At 65.6% G+C, this 18,527-nt stretch carries 18 protein-coding genes and 1 pseudogene; 5 read left to right on the forward strand and 14 right to left on the reverse strand.

Features of this window, described 5'->3' with window-relative positions; all coding sequences use genetic code 11:
* The 6 genes and pseudogenes from CBW50_RS15545 to CBW50_RS15570 form a co-directional block, all read right to left on the reverse strand.
* Window positions 1–183: pseudogene (locus CBW50_RS15545) on the reverse strand (efflux transporter periplasmic adaptor subunit); the annotation flags it as partial.
* Between the two features lie 437 nt (window positions 184–620).
* Window positions 621–1,166, reverse strand: a complete 546-nt coding sequence (locus CBW50_RS15550; protein WP_086146409.1) for a GNAT family N-acetyltransferase — start codon at window positions 1,164–1,166, stop codon at window positions 621–623.
* A gap of 63 nt (window positions 1,167–1,229) precedes the next feature.
* Window positions 1,230–3,104 (reverse strand): signal peptide peptidase SppA, encoded by a 1,875-nt coding sequence (gene sppA / locus CBW50_RS15555; protein WP_086146410.1) that lies wholly within the window; start codon window positions 3,102–3,104, stop codon window positions 1,230–1,232.
* Window positions 3,105–3,167: 63 nt separating this feature from the next.
* Window positions 3,168–4,646 carry a sodium:solute symporter gene (locus tag CBW50_RS15560; protein ID WP_086146411.1) on the reverse strand — a complete coding sequence of 493 codons (1,479 nt, stop codon included), beginning with the start codon at window positions 4,644–4,646 and terminating at the stop codon, window positions 3,168–3,170.
* Window positions 4,647–4,714: 68 nt separating this feature from the next.
* Window positions 4,715–5,932 carry a YeeE/YedE family protein gene (locus CBW50_RS15565; RefSeq protein WP_086146412.1) on the reverse strand — a complete coding sequence of 406 codons (1,218 nt, stop codon included), beginning with the start codon at window positions 5,930–5,932 and terminating at the stop codon, window positions 4,715–4,717.
* An 82-nt stretch (window positions 5,933–6,014) separates the two neighbouring features.
* Window positions 6,015–7,226, reverse strand: coding sequence for an MFS transporter (locus tag CBW50_RS15570; protein WP_086146413.1), 1,212 nt, complete (start codon window positions 7,224–7,226; stop codon window positions 6,015–6,017).
* A gap of 144 nt (window positions 7,227–7,370) precedes the next feature.
* Here CBW50_RS15570 and CBW50_RS15575 point away from each other — a divergent pair, with 144 nt between their 5' ends.
* Window positions 7,371–7,607 carry a DUF3820 family protein gene (locus CBW50_RS15575; RefSeq protein WP_034749909.1) on the forward strand — a complete coding sequence of 79 codons (237 nt, stop codon included), beginning with the start codon at window positions 7,371–7,373 and terminating at the stop codon, window positions 7,605–7,607.
* A gap of 8 nt (window positions 7,608–7,615) precedes the next feature.
* Here CBW50_RS15575 and CBW50_RS15580 read toward each other — a convergent pair whose 3' ends face one another.
* On the reverse strand, window positions 7,616–7,999 hold the full coding sequence (locus tag CBW50_RS15580) for a glutaredoxin domain-containing protein (protein WP_086146414.1): 384 nt from the start codon (window positions 7,997–7,999) through the stop codon (window positions 7,616–7,618).
* Window positions 8,000–8,136: 137 nt separating this feature from the next.
* Between CBW50_RS15580 and CBW50_RS15585 the strand changes: the two genes are divergently transcribed.
* A complete protein-coding gene (locus CBW50_RS15585; protein WP_139842531.1) occupies window positions 8,137–8,652 on the forward strand; it encodes a hypothetical protein in 516 nt (171 codons plus the stop codon).
* A 63-nt stretch (window positions 8,653–8,715) separates the two neighbouring features.
* On the opposite strand, the gene CBW50_RS15590 is transcribed toward CBW50_RS15585, so the two are convergent.
* The 3 genes from CBW50_RS15590 to CBW50_RS15600 are packed head-to-tail and all read right to left on the reverse strand — an operon-like array spanning window position 8,716 to window position 10,732.
* Window positions 8,716–9,360: a GNAT family N-acetyltransferase gene (locus tag CBW50_RS15590; RefSeq protein WP_086146416.1), complete on the reverse strand. Its 645-nt coding sequence runs from the start codon at window positions 9,358–9,360 to the stop codon at window positions 8,716–8,718.
* A gap of 51 nt (window positions 9,361–9,411) precedes the next feature.
* Window positions 9,412–10,233 (reverse strand): APH(3') family aminoglycoside O-phosphotransferase, encoded by an 822-nt coding sequence (locus CBW50_RS15595; RefSeq protein ID WP_086146417.1) that lies wholly within the window; start codon window positions 10,231–10,233, stop codon window positions 9,412–9,414.
* A gap of 10 nt (window positions 10,234–10,243) precedes the next feature.
* A complete protein-coding gene (locus tag CBW50_RS15600) occupies window positions 10,244–10,732 on the reverse strand; it encodes an Lrp/AsnC family transcriptional regulator (RefSeq protein ID WP_086146458.1) in 489 nt (162 codons plus the stop codon).
* A 77-nt stretch (window positions 10,733–10,809) separates the two neighbouring features.
* Between CBW50_RS15600 and CBW50_RS15605 the strand changes: the two genes are divergently transcribed.
* Window positions 10,810–11,703 carry a DMT family transporter gene (locus CBW50_RS15605; protein WP_086146418.1) on the forward strand — a complete coding sequence of 298 codons (894 nt, stop codon included), beginning with the start codon at window positions 10,810–10,812 and terminating at the stop codon, window positions 11,701–11,703.
* On the opposite strand, the gene CBW50_RS15610 is transcribed toward CBW50_RS15605, so the two are convergent.
* Window positions 11,684–12,079 (reverse strand): hypothetical protein, encoded by a 396-nt coding sequence (locus CBW50_RS15610; protein ID WP_226935851.1) that lies wholly within the window; start codon window positions 12,077–12,079, stop codon window positions 11,684–11,686. The genes CBW50_RS15605 and CBW50_RS15610 overlap by 20 nt on opposite strands.
* Window positions 12,080–12,112: 33 nt before the next feature.
* A complete protein-coding gene (locus tag CBW50_RS15615; RefSeq protein WP_172404778.1) occupies window positions 12,113–13,336 on the reverse strand; it encodes an MFS transporter in 1,224 nt (407 codons plus the stop codon).
* Between the two features lie 97 nt (window positions 13,337–13,433).
* Here CBW50_RS15615 and CBW50_RS15620 point away from each other — a divergent pair, with 97 nt between their 5' ends.
* Window positions 13,434–14,348 carry a LysR family transcriptional regulator gene (locus tag CBW50_RS15620; RefSeq protein ID WP_086146420.1) on the forward strand — a complete coding sequence of 305 codons (915 nt, stop codon included), beginning with the start codon at window positions 13,434–13,436 and terminating at the stop codon, window positions 14,346–14,348.
* Here the strand turns inward: CBW50_RS15620 and CBW50_RS15625 are convergent.
* Both CBW50_RS15625 and CBW50_RS15630 read right to left on the reverse strand, forming a co-directional pair.
* Window positions 14,345–16,504, reverse strand: coding sequence for an EAL domain-containing protein (locus CBW50_RS15625; protein WP_086146421.1), 2,160 nt, complete (start codon window positions 16,502–16,504; stop codon window positions 14,345–14,347). The two genes, CBW50_RS15620 and CBW50_RS15625, sit on opposite strands and share 4 nt — an antisense overlap.
* A 190-nt stretch (window positions 16,505–16,694) precedes the next feature.
* Window positions 16,695–17,618, reverse strand: a complete 924-nt coding sequence (locus CBW50_RS15630; protein WP_086146422.1) for a LysR substrate-binding domain-containing protein — start codon at window positions 17,616–17,618, stop codon at window positions 16,695–16,697.
* Between the two features lie 167 nt (window positions 17,619–17,785).
* Here CBW50_RS15630 and CBW50_RS15635 point away from each other — a divergent pair, with 167 nt between their 5' ends.
* The gene (locus tag CBW50_RS15635) at window positions 17,786–18,487 is read left to right on the forward strand and encodes a pirin family protein (RefSeq protein WP_086146459.1); all 702 of its coding nucleotides are present in this window, start codon (window positions 17,786–17,788) and stop codon (window positions 18,485–18,487) included.
* Window positions 18,488–18,527 lie beyond the last annotated feature (40 nt).

The following is an 18,527-nucleotide window of genomic DNA, read 5'->3' on the forward strand; positions in this document are numbered from 1 at the left end:
GCCTGGCCCGCCCGGGCCACCGGGGCCGCCCGCGCCAGCGCCGCCCTGCGCGCTGGCGCCCGAGTGAGTCAGATACCAGGCGCCGCCGCCCAGCGCGGCCATCACTGCCAGCGCGATGACGCTGCCGACGATTTTCGAACGGCGGCTGCGCCGCGGGGTATTGGGTGCTGTCTGCGAATCCATCGCTTATCCTTGTAGTGGCCGCTGGCACGGCGAGTCTGTGGCGCCGGCCGAGGTGGAAGACACTCAGGCAGAACGGCCGTTTTTCGGGGTTGTATCGGTACAAAGCCGGGGAATCAAGAGCTGAAAGTCAGCTGAAAAAACATCGCTCCCTGGGCTGAAACGACTCTAGCATAGTCATGTAACTGTTTCATTTCTACTTGAAACAATTACACACAGCCAGACAGGCACGGGAGGATCAGGCGGGCCGGCAGGCAGGCCGCCTGTATGGGGGAGCGGTGGAAAAATCAGGCTTGCGGGGCGTCACCGCCCGGCGTGCGCCAGACGCGGGCGACTCGCATGCGGATACAAACTCGCTACAAATCTCCCGCCAGCCGCCTTGACCTGGCGCCATGCGGATGCTCAGGCGCCAGCAGAGGGCAGCGAGTCTTTACCTGGATTTACAAGGTCATGCCGAGGATGACATCCTGATAGTCGGTGCTGCCGACGCGGAAGGTACGCCGGCCCACCTGCGCAAAGCCGCAACGCGCATAAAAGGCCAGCGCATCGTGGTTTTCCGCGTACACGCCCAGCAGCACGCGCCCTGCCCCGCCGGCGCGCGCTTGGCTCAGCGCCGCCTGCATCAGGCGCTGGCCCACGCGCCGGCCCTGGAAGCGGTGCAGCAGGTAGATGCGCTTGATTTCCAGGTCGTCCGGGCGCGGGTCCGCCACCGGCAGGCCGGCGGGACTGAGCACCAGGTAGCCCACGGGGGCGCCGCCGGGCGTGGCCTCGGCCAGCCACAAGCGCATGGCCGGCAGCGCCAGCCAGTCGCGGTACAGCTGCGCGTCGTGCTGGCGCTGGCAATGGGCGAGGATATCGGCGCCGTCGAGGATGCCGGCGAACGCTTCAAGAAAAGTCGATTGCCCCACCAGCGCCAGCGCCTGTTCATCGCCCTTGACGCAGGGGCGGATGGCGATACCCGTGGGTGCGCTGATGTCGCTTGCCATGCCTTGCTCCTGATATGAAACAAGCCGGGCGAAGCCGGCTTGCGTATGCTGTTGATGTGGGTATTACTTGCCGCCCAGAGGCACCTCGCACAGGCAGTGCGTGAGGGCCATGAACGGTTTGTGCTCGCGCGTGATGCCCGACAGCCAGGAGAGGTCCTGCGCCATGCCCAGCGCCGCATCGGCCGGCAAGCCCGTCGTGGCCAGGCCCAGCTTCACGTGCTCGCCCAGGCCCAGCGAGGCCATGGCCTTGGAACCGAACATGCCGATCAAACGGTCGACGTTCGACGTTTCCTGCTCCAGGTAGGTCACGCGGTAGTCGGCGCCCAGCTTGGCGCGCCTGGCGGCCGAGGCCAGCGCATCGCCATAGCTGCCGATGCGGTCGACCAGATTGCGCTCTTTCGCCTGCAAGCCCGTCCAGACGCGGCCCTGCGCCACTTCATTGATTTTCTCGGGCGTCGTCTTGCGCGCCTTGGCGGCCAGGCTCAGGAAGTCGCCATACACGTGGTTGATCGAGCCCTGGATCACTTGCGCGAAGCGGGGGTCGAGCGGGCGCAAGGGGTTGCCCGCGTCGGCCAGCCAGGTGGTCGGCGAACCGGCCGTGTGGATGCCCAGCTTTTCCACCACCTTGTCGGCCGTCGGCAGAATCGCGAACACGCCGATGGAACCGGTGATGGTGGCCGCGTCGGCGATCACTTCATCGGACGAGGTGCTGATCCAGTAGCCGCCCGACGCGGCCACGTTGCCCATCGAGACGACCACGGGCTTGCCGGCGGCGCGCGTCAGTTCCAGTTCGCGGCGTATCAGTTCCGAGCCGAAGGCGCTGCCGCCCGGCGAATCGACGCGCAGCACGACGGCCTTGATCGACTTGTCTTCGCGCGCCTGGCGGATCAAACGCGAGGTGGACAGGCCGCCGATGGCGCCTGGCGCCGCGATGCCGTCGCCGATTTCACCGGAGGCGATGACCACGCCGACGGCGTCGCCGATATGCACGGGGCGCAGGCGCGCCAGGTAGTCGGTGTAGTTCACCTGGCGGAAATTCGTCCCTTCCGTGTTCTTCGCGCCGCGCGCCATCATGAACTGGCGCAGTTCATCGCGCGTTTTCAGGCCGTCGACCAGTTTCCCATTGAGCGACAGCTTGGCAATGTCGCCGCCGGCCGCCGTCATCAGCGCGGGCAGGTTGTCGATCGTTTGCATGATGGCGCCGGCCGGCAGCTTGCGCGCCTTTTCCACGTCCGTCGTATAGGTGGTCCACAGGCCGTTGTTCAGGTAGCGGTCCGCTTCGGCCGCCGCTTCGGACGGGCCGTTGGCGATGAAGGGCTCGGCCGCGCTTTTATACGTACCCACTTTCAGCAGGTTGACCGTCACGCCCACCTTGTCGAGCGCGTCGCGGTAGTAATTGCGGTAGCGGCCGAAGCCTTCGAGCATGACGCCGCCCATCGGGTGCACGAACACTTCGTCGGCCCTGGCCGCCACCAGGTACTGGCGCTGGTTGTAGCTCGAACCCCAGGCCGTCACTTTCTTGCCCGAGGCGCGGAAACGCTCAACGCCGGCCGCCACTTCGCGCAGCGAAGCCAGGCCGCCGCCCTGCAGTTCGTCGAGCAGGATCACCATGGAACCGATGTTCTTGTCCTTGGCCGCCGTGTCGAGCACCGCCAGCACGTCGCGCAGCTGCACGCTTTTCTTGACTTCGCCGCTGACATTGGCCAGCACGGCTTCGCGCACGCCGCCCGGGGTTTCCTCCACCAGCGGGCCTTGCAGGTCCAGCACCAGGGTGGTCTTTTCGCCCAGCGGCTTGGCGCCGCCGCCGAAGATGGCGATCAGGATGGCGATGACGATCAGCAGGAAAATCAGGTTGAAGACGGCGCGGCGGGTGGCGTCCAGCGCGCGCCAGAATGCGCCAAAACCGCGGCGCAGCGGCGGAAAGGGGTTCAGTGACATTGATGCTCCGTGAGGTTATATACCTAAAGGAAACCAATATAACTGAAAACGGTGCGAATCGTCTTATTTTGACAACTGTGCCGCGCCCTGGCCGCCCTGCCCTGGCGGCGTGGAAATGAGGAACAGGCCCGCCAGCACGAGGGCGCCGTTGAGGATCAGCAGTTCCAGGCCGATGCGGTAATGTTCAAACAGCCGCGCCTGTTCCTGCTCGACCAGCGCGCACAGCAGCGGCCCGGCGATGGCCACCAGCGGCACCCAGCGGTCGCGCACGCCGCGCCGGCTCAGCAGGCCGAAGGCAAACAGGCCCAGCAGCGGACCATAGGTATAGCTGGCCAGCTTCAGGATCACGCCTATCATGCTGGGATCGTCGAGCCACCTGAAGACCATGATCAAGATCAAGAACAGTGCGGTAAAGCCCAGGTGGACACGGCGGCGCCAGCGCATCTGCGCCGCCTGGCTCAAATCCGCCCGCCGCTGCAGGCCCAGGATGTCGATGCAGAAGGTGGACGTGAGCGCCGTCAATGCCCCGTCCACGCTGGGAAACAGGGCGGAAACGAGGGCGATGAAGAAAATCAGCTGCACCGCGGCGGGAAAATGCCCGAGCACGACGGCGGGGAACAGTTTATCGCCCGTGGCCGTCACGCCGGCCAGCGGCGCGTACAGGTGCAGCAGTCCGCCCAGAAACAGGAACAGCAGCAGCACGCCGGTCAGCACCACGGTGAGACTCAGCATATTCTTTTGCGAATCGCGCAAGGTGCGCACGGAAATGTTCTTTTGCATCATTTCCTGGTCCATGCCCGTCATGGCAATCGTGATGAACATGCCGGCAAGAATATGCTTCCACACGTAGGCGGGGCTGTCCGGGTCGACGGTGAAGATGCGCGTGAGGCCCTGCGCGCGCATGCGCTCGAGGCTGTCGATCACGGACAGGTCCATCGCGCGCAGCAAGAACACGCTGCAGATGACGAGGCCGGCCAGCATGCACGCCGTTTGCAGGGTGTCAGTCCAGACGATGGTTTTCACGCCGCCTTCATAGGTGTAGAGCAGGATCAGCAGCAGCACGATGCACGACGTCAGCCAGAACGGCACGCCCAGGCTGTCGAGTATCGTGGCCTGCAGGATATTGACCACCAGATACAGCCGCGCCGTGGCGCCCAGCAGCCGCGAGACGATGAAAAACGCCGCCCCGCTCTGGTAGGAGCGCCGGCCCAGGCGCACTTCCAGGTAGCGGTAAATGGAAGTCAGCTGCAGCCGGTAGTACAGCGGCAGCAGGATGAAGGTGATGGCGAGATAGCCGAGCACATAGCCGAGCATCAGCTGGATGTAGCCGAAACCGTTGCTGCCCACGGCGCCGGGCACGCTGATGAAGGTCACGCCCGTGAGCGTCGTGCCGACCATGCCGAAGGCCACCAGCATCCAGTTGCTGTCCTTGTTGCCGATGAAAAAACTGTCGTTGGTGGCATGGCGCGAGGTGCGCCATGCCACGCCCAGCAGGATCAAAAAATACGCGAGGACGACGGCAAACAGGATGGCTGGGGACATGGGTATTGCTCTGGCGGCAAGGGGAACAGGGGCAGAAATATACAGCAAAGCCCCAGTCTGCGCCGGCCTCAGCAGCCGCTCGGCTTGACTTTCTCCACTTCCAGGCCGAACCATGGACGCAAACGCGTGCCGATGACATTGCCCAGGAAAGCGCAGACCAGCCACAGCCAGCCATGCAAACTGCCCGAGATGATACCGCTGAAATAGGCGCCGATGTTGCAGCCGTAGGCCAGGCGCGCGCCATAGCCGAGCAGCAGGCCGCCGGCGACGGCGGCGATGACCGAGCGGCGCGGGATGCGCCACACGGGCGCGTAGCGGCCGGCCAGCGCCGCCGCCAGCATGGCGCCCAGCACGATGCCGATATCCATCACGGAAGTCTTGTCCTGCGTCAAAGGCGCGGCCAGGGCGGCCGCGTTGGCCTTGGTCGACCAGTAGGCCCAGCTGGCCATGTCGATGCCGACCGCGGACGCGGCCTTGGCGCCCCACAGGGCGAACGCCGACGTCACGCCCCACGGCTTGCCCGACAGCGCCAGGGTGATGAAATTGAGCACGACGAGCGCGATGGCGCCCGCCACCAGCGGCCACGGGCCGTGCAGCCAGGGCGACGCCTGCGACGGGCGCAGGGGCGTGGCCACGAGCTTGCCGTGGCGGCGCTTTTCCACGAATACCGTGAGGCCGGCGATCAAGGCGAAGACGAACCAGTTCAGCGCCAGCGCGGGCGCCAGGCCCAGCGTCGTGACGAGGGAAATGGGTTTTAGTTGCGGCAACGCCGTCCAGAACGGCATGTGCGCCGTGCCGATCACGGAGCCGACGATGAAGGCGGCCAGGGTGATGAGCATGCGCGTGCTGCCCCCGCCCACCGTGTACAGCGTGCCGGAGGCGCAGCCGCCGCCCAGCTGCATGCCGATGCCGAAGATGAAGGCGCCGAAGATCACCGAGGTGCCGGCGGGAGACACCAGGCCCGCGACGGGCGTGCCGAACAGGGTGCCGGCCGACAATGCCGGGAAAAACAGGGCCACGCCCACGGCCAGCATCAGCATTTGCGCGCGCAAGCCGTCGCCGCGGCCATCGGCGATGAAGACGCGCCAGGCCGATGTAAAGCCGAAGGCCGCGTGATACAGGGTAATGCCGAGCAAGGCGCCCACCACGTACAGCGCGGCCTGCTTGATGCCGACGCTCTGCGCCAGATACCAGGCGCCTAGCACGATGAGCAACAGGGCCACGCCCAGCGGTTTCGGATTGATGGCGGCGCGCAGGCGCAGCGGTGACATTGCGGTATCGGACATGGGGGTATGGGCGGGAGAAAAGGAAACACCATTGTAAACCCTGGTCTCGTCCATGCCAGCGACTTGCTTGCAGATCAAGCAGTTAATGCCCCACCGCATGCATCGACTTTTCGCCGCCGCTGCGCACGGCGATGGGATGCAAGCGGTCCATCCGGCCGCTCAGGGCCGTCAAGCCGAAGGCACCCAGCACGACGAGCGCGCCGATCCAGCCCGTATGCACGAGGCCCAGGTGTTCCACGATCAGGCCGCCGCCCCAGGCGCCGCCGGCGATGCCAAGATTGAACGCGGCGATATTCAGGCCCGATGCCACGTCGACGGCGCGGGGCGTGAAGTGTTCGGCTTGCTGAACGACATACACTTGCAAACCAGCAACGTTACCGAAGGCAACGGCGCCCCACAGCAGCACGGTGATGACGACGAGCACCGGATGCGGCGCCGTGAAGGTCAGCAGCAGCAAAACGGCTGCCAGCAGCAGGAAGATCCGTTTCAGGGCGCGCACTGGCCCCATCGTGTCGGCCAGCTTGCCGCCCCAGATATTGCCGAAGGCCACGGACACGCCATACACGAGCATCACCGCGCCCACGGCGCCGGCGCTGAAACCCGACACCTGCTGCAGGATTGGCGCCAGATAGGTAAAGGCGATGAAGGAGCCGCCATAGCCGACGGCCGTCATGGCGTACACCAGCAGCAGCCGGGGCTGGCCCAGTACCTGCACTTGCTGCAGCAGCGACGCCGGTTTGCCGTGCTTGATGGTCGACGGCACGTACAGCAGGCTGCCGATGAACGCCACCAGGCCCAGGGCCGAGACGGCCAGGAAGGTTTCGCGCCAGCCGACATGCTGGCCGATGAAGGTGCCCAGCGGCACGCCCGTCACCAGGGCCACGGTCAAGCCCGTAAACATGATGGCGATCGCGCTGGCCGCCTTGTCCTTGGGCACCAGCGAGGTGGCGATGGTCGAGCCGATGGAAAAGAACACGCCATGCGCCAGCCCCGTCACGATGCGGGCGACGACGAGGGTTGCATAGCCGGGAGATTTCCACGCCAGCAAGTTACCCAGGGTGAACAAGACCATCAGCGACAATAACAAGGTTTTGCGCGGTAGCTTGCCCGTCAGGGCAGTGAGCACGGGTGCGCCGACGGCGACGCCCAGCGCATACAGGCTGACCAGCAGGCCGGCCGACGGCAGGTTGACGCCCAGGTCCGCGGCGATGGTGGGCAACAGCCCCACGATGACAAACTCGGTGGTTCCGATGGCAAACGCGCTGAGGGTCAGCGCGAGCAAGGCAATGGGCATGACAAACTCCGATAAATGATGTTGGCATGCAGTATCGGGGTTTTCTTTGTTCCGAAAAATACGTCAGCGGGCAGAAGATAGTTGCGCCAAAATCAACAATGCAGAGGTCTGCTACACTGGGCAGGTCAACACGAGATTTCCACCATGAATTCAGAAAAACTGGCGCTGCTGGTCACGCGCGAAATGCCATACGGTAAATATCAGGGACGGCTGCTGGCCGACTTGCCGGGCCATTACCTGGGCTGGTTCGCGCGCGAGGGCTTCCCCTCGGGCGAACTGGGCAGTTTAATTGCGCTGATGTACGAGCTCGACCACAACGATTTACGCAGCTTGCTCGACCCCTTGCGCACGCGCAAGTCGCCATGGCGGCCGGGAGAATAAGACGGGGCTTAAATCGCGCGCAGCTTCTTCGCCAGCATGGCGCTGAACTCGCCATTTTCCACGAGCTTTTGCAGCTCGCTGGCGCCGCCGATGAGCACGCCATTGACGAAAATCATGGGAAACGTGGGCCAGCCCGTCCACATTTTCAGCGCATTGCGGCGGTGCCACTGACTGAAATAGCTGCCGTACTGCAGGTACTGATAGGGCGTGCCCAGCACGTCAAGCATCTTGCGCGCCTTGCGCGGAAACGGATTGAGCGCCATGCCGACCACCACCACCTGGTGGGCGGCGATGGCTCGCTGCACCTCGCGCACGATGTCCTGGTGCTTGCTGCCGATCAAAAGGCGGGCGGCGGGATGGATCTGGGCTTCGTCGAGGATGGCGCGGGTCATGAAAGTCCTGGGGTGAGTGGCACATGGCGTGCGGATCACGCATTGTGCCACGCACTTGTGCCACGCGCCGTGGCTGGCGTGCGCTACACTGCGCCTCTTCTCCCCTTCACATGAAATATATGCAAGCAATCACGTCCATGTCCGCATGCCGCGCCCGCCGCCTGCTCGGCGCTCTTCTGCTCGCCGCCAGCTGCGCCAGCGCCGCCGATCCCGCGCTTGAAAGCGATCTGATCCATGCGCTGCACCTGAAAAAGGGCACGACGGAGCGAGTGGGCACCTCGGGCAAGGCCATCGCCGCCTACGTGCGCGAAGGCTACATCGGCAGGCGCCCCGACCAGCGCTTCGACTACACCGATTACTACCTGCTGAAAAAGCCGGCCAGCTTCATGGGGCATGCACTGGTGCTGATCGAGGAAGAATACATCACGCAATACATCGGCTGCTGCGTCAGCCCCGGGGCGGGCGTCACGGTCAGGGTGCAGGGCAGCACGCAGAAGCTGCAGGCGTTCGCCCGCGCCCAGCGCTGCACCTTGAACGACCCCGTCGATATCGGGCAGGCCCTGAAAGATGTTGCCATCAAGAACAGGCTGCCCAAAGGCCATTACGCGTCCCTGAGCTGCCGCGAGCGCGACGCCGAGCGCGATGAGCCGTGAGCCGTGGCATGACCGCCCGGCATCCGCGATGCGGAAGTGCATATCGCGGCCTTTATCGCGGCCTCACATGATCGTTGCCGTCGAATACAGTGATTGAACATGCCAGCCCAGGCTCAGATACAAGTTCAAGCCGTCGCCGGTGGCCATCAGCACCCGGCGCGCGCGGCCCGACCTCTGCCTGGCCGCCAGCGCGGCGATCAGGACCCGCCCCAGTCCCCGGCGCCGATGCGCCGCTTGCGTGACGATCCTGTCAAAGACAAAGACGCCCGCATGTTCCACGGCATGGCCGCTGGCGGCAATACCGCCATCGCCGCTCAGAATGCGCGCCGTCGTGATGGCCTGTGCCGTTGTCACTTCCAGCCGGTAGCCGGCAGGCAGCACGGACGCATGCAGGCTGCCTTCATGGCGCATGAAAAAGCCGCCAGGCAACAGTTGCCATCGGGGCGGCAATAACCCGAGCAATTGCTCCCCGGAACCACACATCTTGATGAAGATATGCGGTCCGTGTATCGACGCAGCCAAGGCGCTGATGCCTGGAACCGGTCCCCCAAAAACGTGGCGCCGGATTTCGCCCGGCAAGCCCGCGTCGACACGCCAGCCGCCGTGCTCGGGCACGGGCGGCGGCAAGCCACGCGCAATCGAACGTGCCGCCAGCCAGGCGGCAAGCAGGCCGGATTCAGCCTGATGCGCATTTTCCAGCTCCGCCATCCCATGCTCCCTCATTCGCCCCTGCTGATTATGCCAGAGTGCCGGCGGCGCTCAGAACAGCTCGTCAAGCAGCAGATGGAATTGCAGCTTGCCTTGATCGGCATCAAGGATCCCGTAGTGCCGCAACAAGCTTTGCACCAGCGCGGCGTCCAACTCGGCGAGGCCGTGGCAAACGATGGCCAGGTCCTGGTAACGGTCGGCAACGCCGGCCCGTCCCACGTCGAGGCAGCCGACGACGGCGCCGTCCTGCAGCAGGATATTGTCCAGCGAGAAGTCGCCATGCGTGACGACGGGGTCGGGCGTGAGCGGCTGGCAATCCTGCAGCGCCGTCCACACCTGCTGCGCCGTCCAGCCTTGTCGCTCGGCATCGAAATCATCGGCGTCGACGAGGCCCGCATCGATGCGCCGGCGCGCCTGGGCCAGCCGCACGGCAAGGCCGGCGTCGAAGGGACACGCGCCCACGGGCAGCGCGTGCAGGCGGCGCAGGAAGGCCGCCAGCGCGTGGGCCACGGCGGGTCCCAGCGCGGGGTCCGCATCCAGCACCTGGGAGGCCGTCTTGCCCGGCAGCGCAGCCGTCAGCAGCCAGGCCTGGTCCGGCGCTGCCACGCGCGCGAACTGCACCACCGCCGGCACGGGCAGGTGCGGCGCCAGCCAGCGCAGGCGCGCCGCTTCATCGGCAAGGTCGGCGGCGGCAGGCCCCCTGCCGTGCTTCAGGTACAGGTCCGGCGCGCCATCCCCGCCCTGCAGGCGGTAGACGGCGGCGTCCGACTCGCCGGCGCTGTCGCGCGTCCATTGATAACCGGTAATGGCGGCAGCCAGGCCGGCGGGCATGGCTGCCGTCACTGCCCCTTGCGTCCTTTTGAAGATCGTCATCTGCCCGCTCCTATGCCAGCGGCACGTGCAAGCCCATCTTGAGGCAGGTCAATGCCACGGACGTGCGGTAGCGCCGGATATTGTCGTCGCCGCCGAACAGCCGCTCCGTCAGCGCTTCGTATTCGGCCATGCTGCTGGCCGTGATGAGCAGCAGGTAATCGGCCTCGCCGGTAATCCCATAGCATTGCTGGATGGCAGGTTCGGCCATGATGCGCGCGCGCATGCCGGCCGTGCGCAGCGGGTGCTCGTCGTGCAGATGCACTTCCACCGCCAATGTCAGGGGGCGGCCCAGGCGGCTCGCGTCGAGTACGGCTACCTCGTTGCGGATGACGCCGCTCTCGCGCAGGCGGCGGATGCGCCGCTGCACGGCGGGCGCCGACAAATGCACGGCCTGGGCGATTGCGCGCTGCGAGGTCGTGTTATCGCGCTGCAAGATATCGAGGATGGCCAGGTCGAAGGCGTCGAGGGCGGGGGAAGGCGCGAGCGAAAGTTGCGTCATGATGGTCAAAATGCAGTGCAAATATCGGAGCAGACACAATAAACTTTCATTACTCCGATATCAAGCCATTTATTACCATGCCTCAGCACCGCTACTCTTCTTTTATTCCCTTGCTCGCCATCCTCGGCTCCGTCACCGCGCTGGGACTGGGCACCTCGTGGGCCAAGCACAGCCTGTTCCCGCTGGTCGGCGCGCAAGGCACGACGGCCGTGCGCGTGGGCTTTTCCGCCCTGCTGCTGTTGCTGTTCTGGCGCCCGTGGCGCTGGCAGCTGAGCCGGGCGGACGCCCGCACGGTGGCCCTGTACGGCGCGGCGCTGGGCCTGACCAACCTGTGTTTCTACATGGCCCTGCGCACGATACCGTTCGGCATCGCCGTGGCTATCGAGTTTTCCGGCCCGCTGGCCGTGGCCCTGCTGGCCTCGCGCCGCCCGCTCGACTTCATCTGGGTGGCGCTGGCCGTGGCGGGACTGGCGCTGCTGCTGCCGCTGGGCCACGACGTCAGCAATCTCGACCCCACGGGCGTGCTGTTCGCCCTGGGCGCGGCCGTCTGCTGGGCCTCGTACATCGTCTTCGGCAAGCGCGCCAGCCATTTGCACGCGGGCCATTCCGTCGCCCTGGGCCTGGCCATGGCCGCGCTGGTGGTGGTGCCCGTGGGCGTGGCGCACAGCGGCGCCGCCCTGCTCTCGCCCGTCGTGCTGGGCGTGGGCCTGGGGGTCGCGCTCATTTCCAGCGCCATCCCGATCTCGCTGGAAATGGTGGCCCTGAAACGGCTGACGCCGCAAGCCTTCGGCATCATGAGCAGCATGGAGCCGGCCGTGGCCGCCATGCTGGCCTACATCCTGCTCGACGAGCGCCTGGGAGCGGGACAGTGGCTGGCGATTGCCATGATCATGGCCGCGTCCATGGGCAGTTCCTACATGGCGCAGCGCCAGAAGCGCGATGCGCCGGCGCTCATGGCCGAATGCAGATAGTGAAGCGGGCGCCGCCCAGCGGCGAATCGTCGACGGCGATGGCGCCGCCGTGCAGCAGCAAATGCTTGCCCGCCTCCAGCAGCGAACCGATGCGCCCGGCCATGTCGTTGATGCGGCCCGCCAGCGGCGCGATGCTCGATGCGGCGCTGACCCGCGCCCGCGCCGCCAGGCTGCGCCCGTGCGCGCGCGTCCACCACCCCAGCGGCAGCAGCAGGCACAGGGCGATGACGGCGAAGCGGATCGCCTCCATGCGCAGCGCCTGGCCCACGTCGATGGGCAGATTCTGCGCGTGGAGCACATCGTCGTCGCTGCCGGCATAGCGCGCCCCCGTGGCGTCGACGCGGCGGTAAAAGCCCTTGCCGCCCACGTCCATCACGATGGCGCCCTGCTGGAATAAGGCGGCCCGCGTTCAGTGCGCGGCCGCTCCTGCCACGTGGGCGGCCAGGTTCCTGCGCGCCAGCCACGCGAGCGGCAGCAGGGCCAGCAGCGCAGCGGCCACGCCGGCCCAGGGCGACGATGCCATCAGCTGGCGCGACACCATCAGCGCACCGAGCATGGAGCCGAAGGAAATGCCGAGGTTGAACGCGGAAATGTTCAGGCCCGAGGCGAAATCGACGGCTTGCGGCGTGTAGCGCTCGGCCGTGGCCAGCATGCCCGCCTGCAGGGCCGGCGACAGGCCGAAGGCGAACACGCCCCAGACGAACAGCATCACCGTCATCAGCCACTGGGACGTGACGGCCAGCGCCACGCCCACTTGCGTCACGGCCAGCAACAGCAGCATCGATCGCAAGGCGTTTTGCCAGCCCAGGTGGCTGGTCAGGTAGCCGCCCGCCAGGTTGCCGGCAAAGGTGGCCGCGCCGAACACGATCAGCAGGGCGCTGGCCATGGCGGCGGAAAAACCCGTCACGTCCGTGAGGATGGGGGTAATGAACGTGAACGCGGCAAAGCTGCTGCCGAAGCCGAACGTGGTCACGGCCATCATCGTCAGGATGGGGCCGCTGCCCAGGGCCGCCAGCTGCGTCATGGCCTTGCCGCCCTGGCCTTGCGATAAACCGGCCGGCAGCCAGCGCGCCATGGCCGCCAGGCCCAGCGCGGCCAGCACCACCACGGCAAAGAAGGGCAGGCGCCAGCCCATCAGGTTGCCGAGGAAGCTGCCCAGCGGCACGCCGATCACCATGGCCAGCGTCAGTCCCGCAAACATCACGGAAATCGCCCTGCCCGCCTGCGCCTTGTCCACAAGGCTGGCGGCCACGGTGGCGCCGATGGCAAAGAAGGTGCCGTGCGCCACGGCCGTGATGACCCGCCCCGCCAGCAACAATTCGAATGTGTGGGAAAACGCGGCCAGCAAGTTACCGGCCAGGAAAACGCTCATCAGTCCCAGCAGGGCCGCCTTGCGCGGCAGGCGCGACATCAGCAGCACCAGCAGCGGCGTGCCGACGGCCAGCGCCAGCGCGTACAGGCTCACCAGCGAGCCGGCCGATTCGATGGAAATCTGCAAATCTTTCGCGATGGCGGGCAGGATGCCGACGACGATGAATTCGGTCACGCCGATGGCGAAGGCGCCGACGGCCAGCGCCAGCACGCCGGGCGGCATCTTGCTGGCTTGAGGGGAAACAGGGTGTGCGGTGGTCATGATGGCTCCAGCAATGATTCAAGCCGGCCAGTGTATCGGGAGAAACACTTTTGATATAGACTCCTATAATGGAAACACCTATGAAATGGATTCAATAATGGCCAGGCAAGACATCAACCGCGCCTTCGAGATGAGCGTCTTCGTGGCCGTGGTGGAAACGGGGGCTTTTTCCGCCGCCGCGCGCCGCCTGGCCCTGACGCCGTCGGCCGTCAGCAAGCTCGTCAATCGGCTGGAAGCGCGGCTCGGCGCCCGTTTGCTGCAGCGCAGCACGCGGCAATTGCACACCACGCCCGAGGGCGACGCCTTCTTCGTGCAGTGCAAGCGCATCCTCGACGATATCGACGGCGCCGAGCGCGAAGCGTCGCAGGGCGCGGCGCCGCGCGGGCGCCTGCGCATCAACTGTTTCGTGCCCTTCGGCGTGCACCAGCTGCTGCCCATCCTGCCCGAGTTCGCCCGCCGCTATCCCGACATCGTGCTCGACGTCGTCGTCAGCGACGCCGTCGTCGACCTGCTGGAAGACCGCACCGACATCGCCATCCGCACAGGCCAGCTGAAGGCATCGAACCTGGTGGCGCGCAAGCTGGGCGAAGACGCGATGGTCGTCGTCGCCGCGCCCGCCTACGTGGCGCGCCACGGCCTGCCGCGCACGCCGCAGGAATTATCCGAACACAATTTATTGGCGTTCAACTTCCGCTGCCAGAACGAAACCTGGCCCTTCCTCGACGGGAGCGGAGGAACGTTGCAGGTGACGCCGCAGGGCAATACCTGCGTCAGCGATGGCGAAAGCATGCGCCAGCTGGCGCTGGCGGGCATGGGACTGGGACGTTTTTCGCGCCAGCACGTGCGGCGCGACATTGCGCAAGGTCAATTGGTGGAGGTGCTGCAGGACTACAATCCGGGCGACAAGGAGGTCGTGCACGCCGTCTTCGTGGGACCGGGCCTGCAGGTGCCGGCCCGCGTGCGCGTAATGCTCGATTACCTGCTGGAAAAGGTCAAGCTGGGCCTGCCTTAAGCGACGGCCTCGCCCAGGCGCAGCTGGCGGCCTTCGCCCAGCATCAGTTCGAACTCGGCCGCCGGCACGGCCGGGCTGAACAGATAGCCTTGCAGCTGGTCGCAGCCCAGTTCGCGCAAGAAACGCATCTGCTCGGCCGTTTCCACGCCTTCGGCGACGATTTCCTGGCGCAGCTGCTGCGCCATGGTGACGATGGCGCGGGCGATGGCGCAGTCATTTTCCTCGAAGGGCAAGCCGACGACAAACGAGCGGTCGATTTTCAGTGTGCTGATGGGAAACTTTTTCAAATATGCGAGGCTGGAATAGCCGGTGCCGAAGTCGTCCAGCGCCAGCGCCAGGCCCATGGCCACCAGCTGGTTCATGATGTCGATGACCTTGTCGGCGCCCCGCATCAGCAGGCTTTCCGTGATTTCCAGCATGATCTGCTCAGGCCGCACGCCGTAGCGCTCGAGCACGGCCGCTATGCGCGCCGGCAACTGCTCGTCGAACTGGCGCGCCGACAGGTTGACGGCGATGGCCGGCATGTGCAGGCCCCGGTCTTCCCAGCTGCGGATCTGGCGGCACGCCTCGTCCAGCACCCAGGTGCCCAGTTCTAAAATTAAACTGGTTTCCTCGGCAACGGGGATGAAGACGCCGGGCGAGACCATGCCGCGCATCGGATGCTTCCAGCGCAGCAAGGCTTCCGCGCCCACGATGCGTCCGCTGGCCAGGCTCACTTTCGGCTGGTAATGCAATTCCAGCTCCTTGTCGCCCAGGGCCAGTCGCATTTCGCTTTCCAGGCGCAAATGTTCCTTGGCCCGCCGGTTCATGTCCTCGCGGTAGAACAGGAAGGTCGATTCGATGGTCTGGCCCGCCTTGGCCACGGCCACGTCGGCAAAGCGGAACAGGGCCGGCGCTTCCAGGCCGTCTTCCGGATACACGGTGATGCCGATGCTGGCGCCCACGTGCAGCGCGTGCGCATCGATATTGATCGGTGCTTCGAGCAGGTTGAGCAGTTTTTGCGCCACGTTGGCCGCGTGTTCGCGCTTTTCGATGTGCAGCAGGGCCACGACGAACTTGTTGTTGTCGACCCGCGCCAGGATGTCGGCGTCGCGCAGGGCGCCGCGGAACAGCTGGCCGATGGCGATCACCAGCTGGTCGCCCACTTCATGGCCCAGGGTGTCGCTGATGGAACCGATGCGGCTGATGTCGATGACCATCAGCGCGCCATGCGTGCCTTGCCGCTTCGCTTCGGCCAGGCCCTGGTCGACCAGCTGGTTCAGCAGGCAGCGGTTCGGCAGGCCCGTCAGGCTGTCGTAGTTGGCCATGCGCTGCATGCGCGCCTCGGCGTCCTTGTGCACGGAAATATCGGAAAACAGGGAAAACACATGGCTGATTTCGCCGTACTCGTCGCGCACGACGCTGATGGTGACGTCTTGCGGAAACAGTTCGCCGTTCTTGCGCTTGCCGATGATCTCGCCGCGCCAGGAGCCGTGGCCGCGCATGGCGGCGCGCACCTTGGCGCGGAAATCGGGGTCATGCACGCCCGAGCGCAGCAAGTCCGGCGTGCGGCCGATGGCTTCGGCCGGCGAATAGCCGGTGATGCGGGAAAACGAACTGTTGATCGACACGATGCGCTCTTCCGCATCCGTGATCAGCACGCCCTGCTCGCTGTCTTCGATGATGCGCGCGTGCAACTTCACCTTGTCCACGTCGGACAGCGGTTCGCTCAGCGCGGACAGGCGCACGGCCATGCCGCAAGCCTTGCCGGCCTGGTCGTGGATCACGTGGCGGTGCATGCGCAGCCACGTCACCATGCCCGACTTCTTGCGCCGGCGCACATCGGTGGCCACGTCGCCCTGCACGAAATGCAGCTCCAGCACGCTCGCTTCCGCATCGTCTTCCGGGTACAGGAACAGGATGTGCTGGCCCAGCGCCTCGATTTCGGAATAGCCGAACATCTGTTCGGCGCCATGGTTCCAGCCGATCAGGAAGCCGTCGGGATCGATTTCCAGCAGGGCGTCGGCCGGCGCCACGCGCACCACGGGCCGGCTGGCGCCGCGCAGCCGCTCCAGCTCGTCCTGCAGGCGCGCCAGGGTGGCAAGCTGCTGCGGCCCCGCCTGTTCGCGGGCCTCCTGGGCCAGGCGCAGGCACAGCGCCACTTTCGCCTCAAGCACGGCAACCCCGCGCAGGAAACGGGGCCAGGAAGAATGTCGGGAGCGCTGCGGTCTGTGTAATCATCAAAATCCCACCAGGGGGCATGGAGGTCGGGCCAGAAATACGATGGAAATACTGTGAATATGGTAACCTGAAAATGTTGGCCTATGTCAACATTTTAAGGCCTACGCCGAATGGCGGGGTGCTGCGTCAGGCACGTCCCGGCAGGTGCAGCGCCAGCCGCGCGAACACTTCGGGATCGCGCATGCGCGCCAGCCACCAGCGCAGCGCGGCGCCATCCTCGCCCACGCGCCAGGCCAGGTAGAACGTTTCCGACGGTTTCGGCTCTTCCACGGCCTTTTCCACCAGCAGGCCGCGGGCGATGGCGGCGCGCGCGCAAGGCCCCGGCAGGAAGCCGAAGCCCAGCCCCAGCACCTGGCAGTCGAACTTGACCTGCATGTTCGGCACCGTCAGCGCATCCTGCCCCAGCAGCAGTCCCACCGTGCGCGGCGCCAGCTGGCGCGCAGAGTCAGCCACCACCACGGCGCGGTATTGCTGCAGGTCGCCGCGCGACAGCGGGCCGGGCAGCAGCGCCAGCGGGTGCGTGGGCGCCACGGTGAAGACAAAGTCCAGCATGCCGATCGGCTGTGCAATATAGCCGCCGCCGGCCGGCCCGTCGCCGGGCGCGCCGACCAGCAGGTCGACCCTGCGGTCCAGCAGCGCTTCCCATGTGCCCGACAGGGTGTCCTGCCCCAGGCGCAGCCGCGTCTGCTGCGCCACCTCATAAAAGGCGCGCACGTCGTCGGCCAGGGCCACGGCGGAAAACATGGAGTCGATGCCGATGGCCAGTTCCGTTTCCCAGCCCGACGCCACCCTGCGCACGCGGTGCTCCAGATCCTGCGCCGCCTTCAGCAGGTAGCGCCCTTCCTTCAGCAACTCCTGCCCCGCCGCCGTCAGCACGACTTTCGGCCCGTTGCGCTGGAAGACCTGCACGCCCAGGTCGTCTTCCAGCTTGGCCACCGTATAGGAAATGGTGGACGGCACTTTATGCAACTCCTTGCCGGCCGACGAGAACGATCCGCGGCGGTCGATGGCGTCGACGATTTGCAGGGCTTCCAGGCTCAGTCTTAACATTCGATTTTTTCGATGATAGTACGGTAGATTTTCCGTTTTTCTTTCCCCGCGTGGCGGCCTATACTTTCTCCATCGTACAGCGAGGGGCAGAAAAGGCGTCACGGCAGATGCCGGGCAACGGTCCTTCGAAATTATCGCACATTAACTTTACAGAAACGGAGCACACCATGTTACAGATTCGTCACAGCGCAGAACGCGGTGCCGCCAACCACGGCTGGCTCAATTCCCACCACAGCTTTTCCTTCGGCAGCTACCACGATGCCAATCACATGGGTTTCGGCCCATTGCTGGTGATCAATGAAGACCGGGTCACGCCCGGCCAGGGTTTCGGCACGCACGGCCACCGCGACATGGAAATCATTTCCTATGTGCTCGACGGCGCGCTCGAGCACAAGGACAGCATGGGCACCGGCTCCGTGCTGCACTACGGCGACGTGCAGCGCATGAGCGCCGGCAGCGGCGTGCGCCACAGCGAGTTCAACCACTCGAACACGGATGGCTTGCACTTCCTGCAGATCTGGATACAGCCGAACGTGACGGGCATTCCCCCCAGCTATGAAGAGAAGCATTTCTCGCCGGAAAGCAAACAGGGCAAGCTGCGCCTGATCGCCTCGGGCGACGGCCGCCACGGTTCCGTGCTGATCCACCAGGACGCGGCCATCTACGCCAGCATTCTGCGCGAAGGCGAGCAAGCCGAACATGCGCTCGATGAAGGCCGCCTCGCCTATGTGCACCTGATCCGCGGCAGCCTGGTCGTCAACGGCACGCCCTTGAAAGCGGGCGATGCGCTGAAACTGACGCAGGAGGCGGCCGTGATCATTACCCAGCCGGAAGACGCGGAATTCCTGCTGTTCGATCTGCCTCGTTGATGGCAGCTGCCCCTCTTCGGCGCGGTTTTCGCCAGGCCAG

It is taken from the genome of Janthinobacterium sp. GW458P (assembly GCF_002127585.1).
In the GTDB taxonomy this organism is placed as follows: Bacteria; Pseudomonadota; Gammaproteobacteria; order Burkholderiales; family Burkholderiaceae_D; genus Janthinobacterium.

Coding starts and splice junctions, on each gene's coding strand:
- CBW50_RS15550 (WP_086146409.1), bottom strand. CDS start 1,166: ATGGCAAGCGACATCAGCGCACCCACGGGTATCGCCATCCGCCCCTGC.
- CBW50_RS15585 (WP_139842531.1), top strand. CDS start 8,137: ATGTCCGCATGCCGCGCCCGCCGCCTGCTCGGCGCTCTTCTGCTCGCC.
- sppA (WP_086146410.1), bottom strand. CDS start 3,104: ATGTCACTGAACCCCTTTCCGCCGCTGCGCCGCGGTTTTGGCGCATTC.
- CBW50_RS15620 (WP_086146420.1), top strand. CDS start 13,434: ATGGCCAGGCAAGACATCAACCGCGCCTTCGAGATGAGCGTCTTCGTG.
- CBW50_RS15580 (WP_086146414.1), bottom strand. CDS start 7,999: ATGACCCGCGCCATCCTCGACGAAGCCCAGATCCATCCCGCCGCCCGC.
- CBW50_RS15595 (WP_086146417.1), bottom strand. CDS start 10,233: ATGACGATCTTCAAAAGGACGCAAGGGGCAGTGACGGCAGCCATGCCC.
- CBW50_RS15605 (WP_086146418.1), top strand. CDS start 10,810: ATGCCTCAGCACCGCTACTCTTCTTTTATTCCCTTGCTCGCCATCCTC.
- CBW50_RS15560 (WP_086146411.1), bottom strand. CDS start 4,646: ATGTCCCCAGCCATCCTGTTTGCCGTCGTCCTCGCGTATTTTTTGATC.
- CBW50_RS15615 (WP_172404778.1), bottom strand. CDS start 13,336: ATGACCACCGCACACCCTGTTTCCCCTCAAGCCAGCAAGATGCCGCCC.
- CBW50_RS15575 (WP_034749909.1), top strand. CDS start 7,371: ATGAATTCAGAAAAACTGGCGCTGCTGGTCACGCGCGAAATGCCATAC.
- CBW50_RS15590 (WP_086146416.1), bottom strand. CDS start 9,360: ATGGCGGAGCTGGAAAATGCGCATCAGGCTGAATCCGGCCTGCTTGCC.
- CBW50_RS15570 (WP_086146413.1), bottom strand. CDS start 7,226: ATGCCCATTGCCTTGCTCGCGCTGACCCTCAGCGCGTTTGCCATCGGA.
- CBW50_RS15600 (WP_086146458.1), bottom strand. CDS start 10,732: ATGACGCAACTTTCGCTCGCGCCTTCCCCCGCCCTCGACGCCTTCGAC.
- CBW50_RS15635 (WP_086146459.1), top strand. CDS start 17,786: ATGTTACAGATTCGTCACAGCGCAGAACGCGGTGCCGCCAACCACGGC.
- CBW50_RS15630 (WP_086146422.1), bottom strand. CDS start 17,618: ATGTTAAGACTGAGCCTGGAAGCCCTGCAAATCGTCGACGCCATCGAC.
- CBW50_RS15565 (WP_086146412.1), bottom strand. CDS start 5,932: ATGTCCGATACCGCAATGTCACCGCTGCGCCTGCGCGCCGCCATCAAT.